This is a genomic window from Dactylosporangium sp. CA-052675 (genome assembly GCF_050947935.1).
GTDB lineage: Bacteria > Actinomycetota > Actinomycetes > Mycobacteriales > Micromonosporaceae > Dactylosporangium.
In genome coordinates, this window is the sequence record NZ_CP192010.1 from 983403 (window position 1) to 995865 (window position 12463).

Genomic DNA, 12463 nt, shown 5'->3' on the forward strand with positions numbered 1-12463 from the left:
GTCGGCACCATCCGAGCCGTGTTCGCTCTCGTGATCCTCGCGGGTCTCGTCGGCGGCCTCGTGATCGCCGGCCTGACCCAGCACGACGACGACTCGGCCAGCGCCGTCAAGGCTGCCGATACCGCCGCATTCCCCGTCTCCTCGTCCTCCGCCACGCCGTCCGCGTCGCGCTCGCCGAGCAGCGCCGCCGAGGCCGACGCCCTGGCCAAGGCCAAGGCCGCCGCCGAGGAGGCGTCCGCCCAGGCCAAGGCCGCCGACGACGCGGCGCGCAAGAAGGCCGAGGAGGAGGCGAGCCGCAACAAGGCCCGCGCCACCACGCCGCCACCGACCAACTCGGCGCCGAAGTACCCGGTGCCGCCCTCCTGCGACGTGTACTCGGGCAACAAGAAGACCGGCTGCGCCGTCCTCATCGGCATGGGCTTCGGGCTCGACCAGATGCCGTGCCTGGAGAAGCTGTGGGACAAGGAGAGCGGCTGGAACGCCAAGGCGGCGAACCCCAGCGGGGCGTACGGCATCCCGCAGGCGCTCCCCGGTAGCAAGATGTCCTCCGCCGGGGCCGACTGGAAGACGAACCCCGAGACGCAGATCCGCTGGGGGCTCGGCTACATCAAGGGCAAGTACCAGACGCCCTGCGGTGCCTGGAACTACTGGAACAGCCACCACTCGTACTGAGTTTCGCTCGTCGGCGCCGTCACACCTCGCTCGTGTGGCGGCGCTGGCGCGTCTCTGCTACCACTTGGGCGTGTCGAGCGACAGCGAGCGGCAGGCCGACCCCACCCGATTCGGGACCGAGGCCTTCTACGCCTCCATCGGGCGGGCCTTCGTAGCCATGTGCGCGTTCGTGCCGGTGCTGTTCCTCATCGAGTTCTTCGACGGGCTCAGCGGGCACCGGCTCGACCAGGAGGGCGGCATCCGCCCGCACCACATCGACGGGCTGGACGGGATCATCTTCGCGCCGTTCCTGCACGCCGGCTTCGACCACGTGCTGGGCAACAGCATCCCGCTGATCCTGCTGGGCACCTTCGTGCTCGCCGACGGGGGCGCCCGGTTCTGGCTCACGACCGCCTTCATCGCGATCGTCGCCGGGGTCGGGGTCTGGTTCCTCGGGGACGCCAACACCGTCGTGGTCGGGGCCAGCGGCGTCATCTTCGGGTACCTCGGCGTCATCCTCATGCGCGGCGTGGTCGGCCGGCGGCTGTGGTACATCGGCGTCGGCCTGCTCGTCGGGCTCCTCTACGGCTGGCAGCTCTTCGGCGTGCTCCCGGGCGACCCGGACGTGTCGTGGCAGGGTCACCTGTGCGGGTTCCTGGCCGGGCTGGTCGCCGCGATCCTGTTCCGCCGGCGCCGCCCGCGCCCGGTTGAGCACGTCGACCCCCTATCCCTGGGCCCGGAGCTGTCGTAGCGTCCCACCCATGCGAGAAGCCGTCGCGGGCCGATCGGGCCTCGACCCACAAGGCCCGTGTCGCCGTACCGTCGACCTCGCCATCGTCGGCGCGGGACCGGCCGGGTTGTTCGCCGCCTACTACGCGGGCTTCCGCGGGCTGTCCACCGCCGTGATCGGCGCGCTGCCGGAGCCCGGCGGCCAGGTCACGGCGATGTACCCGGAGAAAATGATCTTCGACGTGGCCGGGTTCCCGGGCATCCGCGGCCGCGACCTGGTGGCGAACCTGGTCGAGCAGGCGGCCCAGTTCAACCCCGAGTACCTCCTGGGGGTCCGGGCCGACGAGCTGTCCTATGTGGACGAGCGCCCGGTGCTCGGGCTGTCCTCGGGGGAGTCGCTGGCCTGCGGGGCGGTCCTCATCACCGGCGGCCTGGGCAGCTTCACCGCGCGCCCGCTCCCGGCGGCCGAGGGCTTCTCCGGCGAGGGTCTGCTGTTCTTCGTACCGCACCTGGCCGACCTCGCCGGGCACGACGTCGTGATCGTGGGCGGCGGCGACTCGGCCTTCGACTGGGCGCTCGCCCTGCAGCCGATCGCCCGCTCGGTCACCCTGGTGCACCGGCGCGACAAGTTCCGCGCCCACGCCTCGACCGTCTCCCGGGTGCAGGCGCTGCCCATCGAGATCGTGACCAACGCCGAGGTGACCCGGCTGCACGGGGACGCTCGCGTCACCGGGGTCGACGTCACGGTGCGCGGCGGCGAGGCGCGCACGCTGCCGGCCGACACCGTGGTGGCCGCGCTCGGCTTCACCGCCGACCTCGGCCCGCTCGCCGGCTGGGGGCTGGAGCTGTCCAAGCGGCACATCCGCGTGGACAGCACGACGGCGACGAACCTGCCCCGGGTCTTCGCGGCCGGGGACATCAGCGAGTACACCGGGAAGGTCCGCCTCATCGCCGTGGGCTTCGGCGAGGCGGCGACCGCGGTGAACAACGCCGCCGTGATCATCGATCCGGCCGCGCACCTGTTCCCCGGCCACTCGTCCGACAACGGCTGATCCGCACCTCCGCCTGCGGCGGTGCGCCGCACATGCCGGGCCGTTGGCGCGCTCGGCCTTCGCGCGGGCGCCGGCAACGCTTGCCTCGGCACCGCGCCGCGAACGGACGCTCGGGGTCGCGCGCCGGACACATGGCTGTCGCGGGCGGCTCCCGCCATCTCCACCAGGCCGAGCCACCGCGCCACCGTCACCGCCACCGCCACCGTGCCCACGCCGCCGCCCTCGCCACCGCGCGACTGCCGCAGCCATCGCCGCCGTCGCCGCCGCGCGACGCCGTCGCCGCCGCGCGACGCCGTCGCCGCCGCGCGACGCCGTCGCCGCCGCGCGACCGCCGTCGTCGCCGCCGCGCGACCGTCGTCGCCGCAGTCGTCGCCGTCGCCGTCGCCGCGCGACCGTCGTCGCCGCCGCCGTCGTCGCCGTCGCCGCGCGACCGTCGTCGTCGCCGCCGCGCGACCGCCGCCGTCGCCGTCGTCGTTGCGCCATTGCCATCGCGATCGGCGTCGAACTGTCCGGCGCCGCGCCGCCCGTGACCGGCGCGATCCTGCCTCTAGCCGCCGCCGGGTGCGAGCGGCGCGGCGGTGCCGGCGAATGCGAGGAGACCGGCGCTGACGTGGGTGAATACCCCGTCAGGCGAAAAATCCGATATGTCGGCTGGTTCGGCCGCGAAGCGGCCGACATATCGGCGCAACACCCGACAGGCTCGGCCACGGGCGCACACCGCCACGGCAACTCCTCAACCGCCGAAGCGCACCGCCGATGGGACAAGGCGTGGTGGGCGTCCGCTTGCAGGTCCTCGGCGTGGTGCTCCTCGGCCTGCTGGTGTCCGGCGGCGCGGGGCTGCTCATGCACCGTGTCGAGCGCGACGGTGCCGACCAGGCGCTCGACCGGCGCACCGCCGCCGCCCAGGACGCGGTCGCGTCGGCGACGCAGCGCTACGTCGACGCCCTCCAGCTCGCCGCCGGCGCGCTCGAGGCGCTGCCCGTGCTGGACGCCGGCGCCTTCGGCACCGCGACCGAGCCGCTCGGCCGGCTGTGGCTGCCCGGCGCCACGGGCGTCGACTACGTGGTGGCGGTGCCCGACGCCGGCGTCGCCGCGGCCCAGGCCGCCTGGCGCGAGCGCGGAGTGCCGGAGCTGAACCTCGCGCCGGCCCCGGGCACCAGTGTGCACTACTTCGCCGTGCTCGCCCGCCCGCTCGACGTGCGCCGGCCGGGCGGGCCGGGGCCGGGGCGCGACCTGGCCGCCACCCCGCAGGCGGGCGCCGCGGTCGAGCGGGCCGAGAAGACCGGGCTGCCGGCGGCGTCCGAGCCGTACGTCGCGCTGCGGGACGCGTCCAGCTCCGCCGAGCCGCAGCCGCAGACCGTCGCGCTCGTGCAGCGGGTGGTCGAGCGGCGCACCGGGGCCCTGCGCGGGTACCTCCAGCTGACCGTCCGCGTCCAGGACTTCTTCGGCGACACCATGCTCCAGCCCGTGCGCGAGCTGCTCGACGTGAGCCTCGCCGCGTACGCCGGGACCGAGCTGCGCACCATCGCCGTCCTGCGCCGCCCGTCCGGCCGGGGCGCCGATCTGCGCCGCACCGTCGACGTGCAGGTCGCCGACCGGCAGTGGCGGCTGCGGGTGGCCACCGACTCCGGCGCGCTCGCCGGGGCGGGCGGCCACCTCGACGAGGGCATGTTCTTCGGCGGCGCCGCGCTCACGCTCGTCACGGCGCTGCTGGTGTACACCCTCGCGACGTCCCGCCGCCGGGCCGAGGAGCGCGTCGAGGAGGCCACGGCCGAGCTGCGGGTCGCGGGGGCCACCGCCCGCTCGCAGGCGACGCTGCTCAGCGCCGTGATGGACACGATCGCCGACGGCGTGGCGGTGATCGACGGGGAGGGGCGGGCGGCCTGGCTGAACCCGACCGCGCGGGCGATCCTCGGCCCCGAGGCGTCGCAGGCGTCCGCGTCGCAGTGGCCGGAGCTGCTGGACATGCGCGAGGCCGACGGGGTCACGCGGTACCGGAACCGCTCGCCCGGCCCGGCGGGGACCGAGACGCTCGTCGAGTGCGTGATGGCCGGGCGGCGCATCGAGGTGCGTGTCCGCGCGCTGGTCTACGACGGTGAGGCCCCCGGAGCCGTGGCGGTCATGCGTGACATCACCGACCGGCACGCGGCCGAGGAGCGGCTGCGCTCCTCCGAGGAGCTGCTGCAGCTGCTGCTGGACGGGGCCCGGGACTACGCCATCTACATGCTCGACCCCGACGGGCGGATCGTCAGCTGGTCGGGCAATGCCGAGCGCCTCAACGGGTACCGCAGCGAGGACATCATCGGCGAGGACTACGCGCGGCTGTTCACCCCCGAGGACGGCGAGGCCGGGCGGCCCGGGACCGTGCTGCGCCAGGCCCGCGAGACCGGCCGGGCCGAGAGCGACGGGCCGCGGGTGCGCAAGGACGGCACCCGCTTCTGGGTGCAGGGGCAGCTGACCGCGGTGCGCGACCCGGACGGCTCGGTGCGCGGGTTCGTCAACGTCAGCCAGGACGTCACCGCCCGCAAGCAGGCCGAGCAGGTCATCGAGCGGCTCAACGCGGACCTGGAGCGGCGCGTCGCCGAGCGCACGGCCGACCTGCGCGAGGCCAACGACGAGCTGGAGTCGTTCTCGTACAGCGTGTCGCACGACCTGCGGGCCCCGCTGCGGGCCGTCGACGGGTTCGCCAGGATGCTCGCGCTCGACCACGGGGAGGTGCTGGACGAGCAGGGGCGGCGCTACGTCGGGCGGATCCGGGCCGGCGCGCAGCAGATGGGCGAGCTCATCGACGGGCTGCTGGCCTTCTCCCGGCTGCAGCGGCAGGAGATGGCCAACTCCCGCGTCCGCCTGGCCGACCTCGTCGCCGAGGTGTGGGACGAGCTCGCGGTCGAGCGCGGCGAGCGCTCCGTCGAGCTCGTCGTCGGCGAGCTGCCGGACGCGCTCGGCGACCCGCGGCTCATCCGGCACGTGGTGGCGAACCTGCTCGGCAACGCGGTGAAGTACACCCGCGACGCCGACCCGGCCCGCGTCGAGGTCGGGCACCGGGTGACGGCCGCGGGTGAGGCCACCTACTTCGTCCGGGACAACGGGGCGGGGTTCGACATGCGGTACGCCGGCAAGCTCTTCAAGGTCTTCCAGCGGCTGCACCGGGCGGAGGAGTACGAGGGCACGGGCATCGGCCTGGCCCTCGCGCACCGCATCGTGCACCGCCACGGCGGCCAGATCTGGGCCGACGCCGCGCCGGGGGAGGGGGCCACGTTCTACTTCACCCTGCCCGCGTTCGTCCCGGCCCTGGAGACCGTCCCGTGAACCGGGTGCTGCTGGTCGAGGACAACCCGGACGACCTGGAGCTGGCGCTGCTGGCCCTCGACCGCGGCACCTCCGCCACCGCCGTCGACGTGGCCCGCGACGGCGCCGAGGCGCTGGACTACCTGTTCACCCGGCGGCCCGAGCCGCCCCAGGTCGTGCTGCTGGACATCAAGCTGCCGCTGGTCGACGGCATCGACGTGCTGCGGCAGGTCAAGTCCGACCCGCGCACCCGGCACATCCCCGTCGTCATGCTCACCTCGTCGGCCCAGGACCGCGACCTGCGCGCCTGCTACGAGCTCGGCGCGAACAGCTACATCGTCAAGCCCGTCGACATGGAGCAGTTCATGGCCGCGATGAACAACATCGGCGCCTACTGGCTGGGCCTCAACCTGACGGACCCGCAGACATGAAGATTCTCCTGCTCGAGGACAACCTCGACGACGCCGACCTGCTGGTGCTGGAGCTGCGCCGGGCCGGCTTCGAGCCCGCCTGCCGCCGGGTCGACGCCCGCGAGGACTTCCGCGCCGCGCTGCACGACCCCGCCGGGCGGCCCGACATCATCCTCGCCGACTACTCCCTGCCGCAGTTCAACGCGCTCGAGGCGCTGGCGATGCTCGGCTCGGACGGCCTCGACATCCCGGTCATCGTCGTCAGTGGCGCGCTGAGCGAGGAGGCGTGCGTCGACGCGCTGCGCCACGGCGCCGTGGACTACCTGCTCAAGGACCGGCTGAGCCGGCTCGGCTCGGCGGTCGAGCACGCCCTGTCGCAGCGGCGCCTGCTCGCCGACCGGCACCGGGCCGAGCGCACCTTCCGGGCGGCGTTCGACCACGCGCCGGTCGGCATGGCCGTCACGGATCTCGCCGGCCGGGTGCTGCAGGTCAACCAGGCGCTCTCCCGGATGACCGGGATCGAGCCGGGCGCGTTCCTGCCCGGGCTGATCTGCGACGAGGACCGGCCGCTGGTCGAGGAGCGGCTCAAGCGGCTCGTCGCGGGCGAGGCCGGCGAGGTGACCAGGGAGCTGCGGCTGTGCCGGGCCGACGGGTCGCTGGTGTGGGGGCAGTACTCGGCGTCGCTCATCGGCGGCGACGCGGCCGGCGTGGTGCACCAGATCGCCGACGTCAGCGACCGGCACCGGGCCGAGGAGGCGCTGCAGCGGCAGGCCGAGAAGCTGGCCCGGACCAACAGCGACCTGCAGGAGCTCGACCGGCTCAAGAGCGAGTTCGTGGCGACGGTCTCGCACGAGCTGCGCACGCCCCTGACGTCGATTCGCGGGTACACCGAGATCCTGGCCGACAGCGACGCCACCGCGCTCGGGCCGACCGAGCGGCGGATCGTCGGGATCATCGACCGCAACGGCCGCCGCCTGCTCGACCTGATCGAGGACCTGCTCACGTTCTCGCGCATCGAGTCGGGGACGCTCACCCTCGACCTGGGCCCGGTGCGCCTGCGCGGGCTGGTCGACGCGGCCTGCGAGGCGATCCGGCCGGCCATCGAGACGGCGGGGCTGCGGCTCACCGTGGACGTGGACGAGCACATCCCGCTCGTGCGGGGCGACGGGGAGCAGCTGGAGCGGGTCGTCCTCAACCTGCTCGACAACGCCGTGAAGTTCTCGGACCCGTCGGGCAGCGTGACGGTCACCGGCCGCGAGCGCGACGGCGAGGTCGTGCTCTGGGTGCGCGACACCGGCGGCGGCATCCCCGAGGCCGAGCAGGGGATGATCTTCCAGCGCTTCTTCCGTACCGCGGACGCGCAGCGCCGGGCCATCAAGGGCAGCGGGCTCGGGCTGGCCATCTCGAAGGCCATCGTGGAGGCGCACGGCGGGTGGATCGCCCTCGAGTCGACCGAGGGCAGCGGCACGACGGTCGGCTTCGGGCTGCCACTGCCTACGCTCTGAGGCGGGTGGCCAGGTCGGCCAGCTGGCTCTCCTTGGCCTGGCCCACGATGATCACCGTGCGGTTCGCGGTGCTCTGCACGATCGCGCGCTCACCCGGGCGGCCCTGGGACAGCCGGTGCCACTGCAGGCCGGCGATGCTCGTCTCCCCGTCGTCGTGCGGGTTCGGCCCGACGATGGCCGGGACCAGCACCGATGCCGGATCGGCGCTCTCGACGAGCTGCATGGCGCCGTTGTCCGGCGCGGTGATGCCGATGCGCAGGACGCCGTCGGTGAACGTCGCCGAGGCGATCCGCCACCCGTCGGGCAGCTGCTCGGGCTTGAGCGCCTGGAACTTGCCCGCGCGCTGCACCGAGCCGTAGACCTCGGTGGTGTCGACGGCGGGCGGATTCTCGTGGCCGAGATACCGGTAGAAGGCCACGATGAGGAACACCGGCACGATCAGTACCAGCATCGACAGGGCCATGTCCCGCGGCCGGCGGGCCTTGGTCGCCCGGGGCTGCTCGGTCGTACTTGCCACGTGACCATCTTGACAGGTCATGCGGACCGGATCGCTGCGAGGATGGTTGGTGGTGAACGTTGTTCTGAACACACACCCACGCATCGACGCGCGAGGAGTGCACGAATGAGTCGTGAGATGGACCGGAACCTGGCCCTCGACCTCGTCCGGGTCACGGAGGCGGCGGCGATGGCCGCGGGCCGCTGGGTCGGGCGGGGCGACAAGAACGGCGGCGACGGCGCGGCCGTCGACGCGATGCGCCTGCTGATCAACTCGCTGCCCATGCGCGGCACGGTGGTGATCGGCGAGGGCGAGAAGGACAACGCGCCGATGCTCTACAACGGCGAGAGCGTGGGCGACGGCACCGGCCCGGAGGTGGACGTGGCGGTCGACCCGGTCGACGGCACCACGCTCATGAGCAAGGGCATGCCCAACGCCCTCGCCGTGCTCGCGGTGGCCGAGCGGGGCGCCATGTTCGACCCGTCCGCCGTGTTCTACATGGAGAAGCTGGCCGTCGGCCCCGACTGCGCGGACGTCGTGGACATCGAGGCCGGGGTCGAGGAGAACCTGCGCCGCATCGCCCGGGTGAAGCGCTCGAGCGTCTCGGAGCTGACGGTGTGCGTGCTCGACCGGCCCCGGCACCAGGAGCTCGTGCAGCAGGTGCGCGCGACCGGCGCCCGCATCCGCTTCATCTCCGACGGCGACATCGCGGGGGCGATCAGCGCGGCCCGCGAGAACAGCGAGACCGACGTGCTCATGGGCATCGGCGGGACGCCGGAGGGGATCGTGGCGGCGGTCGCGCTCAAGTGCATGGGCGGGGCCATCCAGGCGAAGCTCTGGCCGCGCGACGACGCCGAGCGCGAGAAGGCCCTGGCCGCGGGGCACGACCTCTCGCGCGTGCTGCACACCGACGACCTGGTCAGCGGGGACAACATGTTCTTCTGCGCGACCGGGGTGACGAGCGGGGACCTGCTCAAGGGGGTCCGGTACCGCTCCGGCGGCGCGTACACCCAGTCGATCGTGATGCGGTCGCGCTCGGGGACGATCCGGTGGATCGACTCGTTCCACCGGCTGGAGAAGCTGCGGGCCTACTCGCTGGTCGACTTCTCCTAGCGGCCTCTTGGGGGCGCCTCGATCGCCGTGTGCGTCGAGGCGCCCGTGCGATATGTCGGGCGCTCCGCGCCGCGACATATCGGATTTATACCCCGACGGGGCATACGCAAGATGTCGCGGCTCGGAGACAGGGCCCAGACGGCCGCTGTCGTGGGCGAAGCACCGCGCCGCGGACCGCGATCTTTGGGTATCGCCCCAGGTGAGGCGCTCGTGACGCCGTGGAGGTCGGTGCCGGAGGGGCGGTGTCGTCGGGGCTGGTGGATCGGTCCAGGGTGACCGGCGGCGGGCCTGGCAGCGTCGGCGCGCAGCGCCCAGCGGTGCCTGGCGGGAGCGACGGTCCGCACCCCCGCGGACCCGAGCCATGCCCTGCCGGCACTCAGCGGGCGCCGCGCAGCGCCCAGCGGTGCCTGGCGGTGCCTGGCGGGAGCGACGGTCCGCACCCCCGCGGACCCGAGCCATGCCCTGCCGGCACTCAGCGGGCGCCGCGCAGCGTTTCGCGAAGCGCGTCGTCCAGCGGCGTCGCCGTCAGGCCGAACTCGCCGGTCACGCGCGAGGAGTCCATGACGAACGGCCGGTCGTGCTGGTACCGCACCTCGATGAACTCCCGCGCGAACCGGTCCCACAGCCCCGCCGCCCGCACGGCCAGGGCCGGGTACGCCCGCAGCCGCGGCTCCCCGAGCCCCGCCAGCGCCGCGACCCGCGTGAGCAGCTGCCGGGCCGTCAGGGCGGGCACTGACGGCGTGTGCCACGGCCGGCCCCACGCCCGCGGCTCGCGGGCCAGGGCGACCAGGGTGCGCGCGGCGTCGCCGGTGTACGTGTACGTGTGCGGCACGTCCAGCGCCCCCGGCAGCCACACGGTCCTGCCCGCGCGCATGGCCGGCAGCGCCATGTCGATGAGGGAGTACCGGGGGCCGATCCAGTCCGAGGAGCGCACCTCGACCGCGCGGACGCCCGATGCCAGGGTGTCCAGCCACATCTTCGCGCGCACCCGGCCCTTGACGGTCTCGGCCGCGAGCGGCATGTCCTCGGTCATCGGGCGGTCCACGGGCCCGTACCCGTACAGCGGCGCCGTGATCGCCAGCACCGCGTCGTTCGCCCGCGCGGCCCGCAGCATCGCGTCGTGCATCGGCGGCCAGGCGGTGGGCCACTCGTGGTACTGCGGGTTCGCGCAGTTGTACACCACGCTCGCCCCCTCCGCGGCGCGCAGCAGCGCCTCCGCGTCGCCCGCGTCCGCCGCGACGCGCTCGATGCGCGGGTGCTCGGGGCCGCCCCCGCCGCGCGTGACGATCCGGACCGTCTCCCCGCCCTCGGCCAGCTCCAGCGCCACCGCGCTGCCGACCGACCCGGACCCGACGACGACGTGCATCTCAGCCTCCCGGTGCTCTGTTAGGAGAGCAGTGCTCTCGAAATGGAGCATAGGACGCGCCGGACGGCGAAGCAAGAGCAGTGCTCTCGCTCCGGAGCGTGTGTCAAGATGGGCGCATGAAGGCGAACTCGATCCGGGCCCGCGTCCGCGCCGAGATGACGGACGAGATCAAGGAGATCGCCCGCCGCCACCTGGCCACCGACGGCGCCAACCTGTCGCTGCGCGCCGTCGCCCGCGACCTCGGCATGGTGAGCTCGGCGATCTACCGCTACTTCCCGAGCCGCGACGACCTGCTGACCGCCCTGATCCTGGACGCCTACAACGCCCTGGGCGGCTGCGCCGAACGAGCCGTGGCAGCGGTACCGTCCGAGGCCTTCACCACCCGCTGGCTCGTCCTCGCCACGTCGGTGCGCGGCTGGGCGCTCGAGCACCCCCACGAGTACGCGCTCATCTACGGCAGCCCCGTCCCCGGCTACCAGGCGCCGGAGGACACCGTGGCCGCGGGCATCCGCGCGGTGACGGTGCTGGGCGGCATCCTGCAGGCCGCGGCGGAGGCGAACGCCCTCGCGCCGAACGACGACCCGCTCCCGCCCGCGGACTCGGCCGCCGACCTGGAGCGCATCCGGGCCGTCATCGCCCCCGCCGTCGCGCCGGCGACCCTGGCGCGCGCCCTGTCGGCCTGGGTGTCGCTCTTCGGCCAGGTGAGCTTCGAGATCTTCGGCCAGCTGCGCAACACGGTCAACCACCCGGCCGAGTTCTTCGAGCACCAGATGCGCGCGCAGGCCCGCTACATCGGCCTGCCCGGCTGAATCCGGCTCAGGACTCCGACGGGGTCAGGCGCGCCCGGGCGGCGTCGAGCCAGCGCTGGCAGATCGAGGCCAGCTCCTCGCCGCGCTCCCACAGCGCCAGGGACTCCTCGAGCGTCGAGCCGCCCGACTCGAGCCGCTCGACGACGGTCGCCAGCTCGGCCCGCGCCTGCTCGTAGGTCAGGGACGGTCCGTCCGAGCCCGAACCCGGCTCGGCCATCTTCGGCTCACTCACGCGCAGAACCCTACTGGGTGTCACGCGGAGTGCGACAGGAACAGGACCGCGTCGGCGCGGCGGTAGCCGACGCGCGCGTACACCCGCTCCTGCGCGTCGCCGGCGGGCGTCAGGAACGCGAGGGTCGCGCCGGCGGCGAACGCGGCGCGCGTCAGGTGCAGGGTGAGGGCGGCGCCGAGGCCGCGGCGCTCGTACGCCGGCCGCACCGCGATCCCGGCCACCTCGCTGATGCCGTCGCGCACGGCCGCGGCGATCCCGCCGCCCGCCGTCTCGCCGGTCGCGAGCTCGCGGGCCAGGAGCTGCAGCTGGCCGGACTCGGCCTTGGCGCGCGTGGCGGCGACGTGGGCCGCGGTCGGGGGCGCCTCGCCGAAGGCCTCGTGCTGGGCGGCCAGCATCGCCTCGATCTCGGCGTCGGTCTTCGGGGTGACGAGCTCGAAGCCGGGCGGCACCGGCTGGTCGGTCGCGTCGTGCGGCCCGCACTCCATGAGCGGCAGGCGGTCGGCGACGGTGAAGCCCGCGGCCAGCAGGGCCGGCTCCACGGCCGGGGCGAGCTTCGGCAGGTATTCGAGCCGGGGCGTGCGCCCGCGGGTCGTGAACGCCGTGATCAGGGCCTCGATGTCGGCCGCGGACGGGTCGGCGCCGGGGTCGGGGACGGCGTAGTTGAGGTACACGTTCGGGTCGTGCCCGGTGATCGTCACCGTGAACGGCCCGGTGCGCACCACCTCGCGCCCGTTCTTGGCGCTGGCCAGCATGTACTCCTGCAGACGACGCGACAAAGCCCAACCCTCCGCCAGAAAGCACCAGAAACGGAC

The 12463-nt window shown here is 73.8% G+C and carries 12 protein-coding genes; 8 read left to right on the forward strand and 4 right to left on the reverse strand.

Going from position 1 to position 12463, the window contains the following annotated elements:
* Positions 1–18: 18 nt before the first annotated feature.
* The 6 genes from ACQP1P_RS04505 to ACQP1P_RS04530 all read left to right on the forward strand — a co-directional run bounded on the left by ACQP1P_RS04505 (position 19) and on the right by ACQP1P_RS04530 (position 7635).
* Positions 19–672, forward strand: coding sequence for a transglycosylase SLT domain-containing protein (locus ACQP1P_RS04505; RefSeq protein ID WP_433083372.1), 654 nt, complete (start codon positions 19–21; stop codon positions 670–672).
* Between the two features lie 70 nt (positions 673–742).
* Positions 743–1402: a rhomboid family intramembrane serine protease gene (locus ACQP1P_RS04510; RefSeq protein WP_433083374.1), complete on the forward strand. Its 660-nt coding sequence runs from the start codon at positions 743–745 to the stop codon at positions 1400–1402.
* Between the two features lie 10 nt (positions 1403–1412).
* The gene (locus ACQP1P_RS04515; RefSeq protein ID WP_433083376.1) at positions 1413–2432 is read left to right on the forward strand and encodes an NAD(P)/FAD-dependent oxidoreductase; all 1020 of its coding nucleotides are present in this window, start codon (positions 1413–1415) and stop codon (positions 2430–2432) included.
* A 771-nt stretch (positions 2433–3203) separates the two neighbouring features.
* Positions 3204–5741, forward strand: coding sequence for a PAS domain S-box protein (locus tag ACQP1P_RS04520; protein WP_433083378.1), 2538 nt, complete (start codon positions 3204–3206; stop codon positions 5739–5741).
* Positions 5738–6151 (forward strand): response regulator, encoded by a 414-nt coding sequence (locus ACQP1P_RS04525; RefSeq protein ID WP_433083380.1) that lies wholly within the window; start codon positions 5738–5740, stop codon positions 6149–6151. Before ACQP1P_RS04520 ends, ACQP1P_RS04525 begins: the two co-directional genes overlap by 4 nt.
* Entirely contained in the window at positions 6148–7635 is a 1488-nt protein-coding gene (locus ACQP1P_RS04530; protein ID WP_433083382.1) for an ATP-binding protein, read from the forward strand. The genes ACQP1P_RS04525 and ACQP1P_RS04530 overlap by 4 nt, the downstream gene beginning before the upstream one ends.
* Here the strand turns inward: ACQP1P_RS04530 and ACQP1P_RS04535 are convergent.
* On the reverse strand, positions 7625–8152 hold the full coding sequence (locus ACQP1P_RS04535; RefSeq protein WP_433083384.1) for a DUF4245 domain-containing protein: 528 nt from the start codon (positions 8150–8152) through the stop codon (positions 7625–7627). The genes ACQP1P_RS04530 and ACQP1P_RS04535 overlap by 11 nt on opposite strands.
* 105 nt (positions 8153–8257) lie before the next feature.
* Here ACQP1P_RS04535 and glpX point away from each other — a divergent pair, with 105 nt between their 5' ends.
* The gene (gene glpX, locus ACQP1P_RS04540) at positions 8258–9244 is read left to right on the forward strand and encodes a class II fructose-bisphosphatase (protein ID WP_433083386.1); all 987 of its coding nucleotides are present in this window, start codon (positions 8258–8260) and stop codon (positions 9242–9244) included.
* Positions 9245–9716: 472 nt separating this feature from the next.
* Here glpX and ACQP1P_RS04545 read toward each other — a convergent pair whose 3' ends face one another.
* On the reverse strand, positions 9717–10610 hold the full coding sequence (locus tag ACQP1P_RS04545) for an NAD-dependent epimerase/dehydratase family protein (protein ID WP_433083388.1): 894 nt from the start codon (positions 10608–10610) through the stop codon (positions 9717–9719).
* A 116-nt stretch (positions 10611–10726) separates the two neighbouring features.
* On the opposite strand from ACQP1P_RS04545, the gene ACQP1P_RS04550 reads away from it, so the two are divergent.
* On the forward strand, positions 10727–11419 hold the full coding sequence (locus ACQP1P_RS04550; RefSeq protein ID WP_433083390.1) for a TetR/AcrR family transcriptional regulator: 693 nt from the start codon (positions 10727–10729) through the stop codon (positions 11417–11419).
* Between the two features lie 7 nt (positions 11420–11426).
* Here the strand turns inward: ACQP1P_RS04550 and ACQP1P_RS04555 are convergent, their stop codons facing one another.
* Together ACQP1P_RS04555 and ACQP1P_RS04560 are read right to left on the reverse strand one after the other, a co-directional pair.
* On the reverse strand, positions 11427–11636 hold the full coding sequence (locus ACQP1P_RS04555; protein WP_433089829.1) for an exodeoxyribonuclease VII small subunit: 210 nt from the start codon (positions 11634–11636) through the stop codon (positions 11427–11429).
* Between the two features lie 35 nt (positions 11637–11671).
* A complete protein-coding gene (locus ACQP1P_RS04560; RefSeq protein WP_433083392.1) occupies positions 11672–12427 on the reverse strand; it encodes a GNAT family N-acetyltransferase in 756 nt (251 codons plus the stop codon).
* Positions 12428–12463 lie beyond the last annotated feature (36 nt).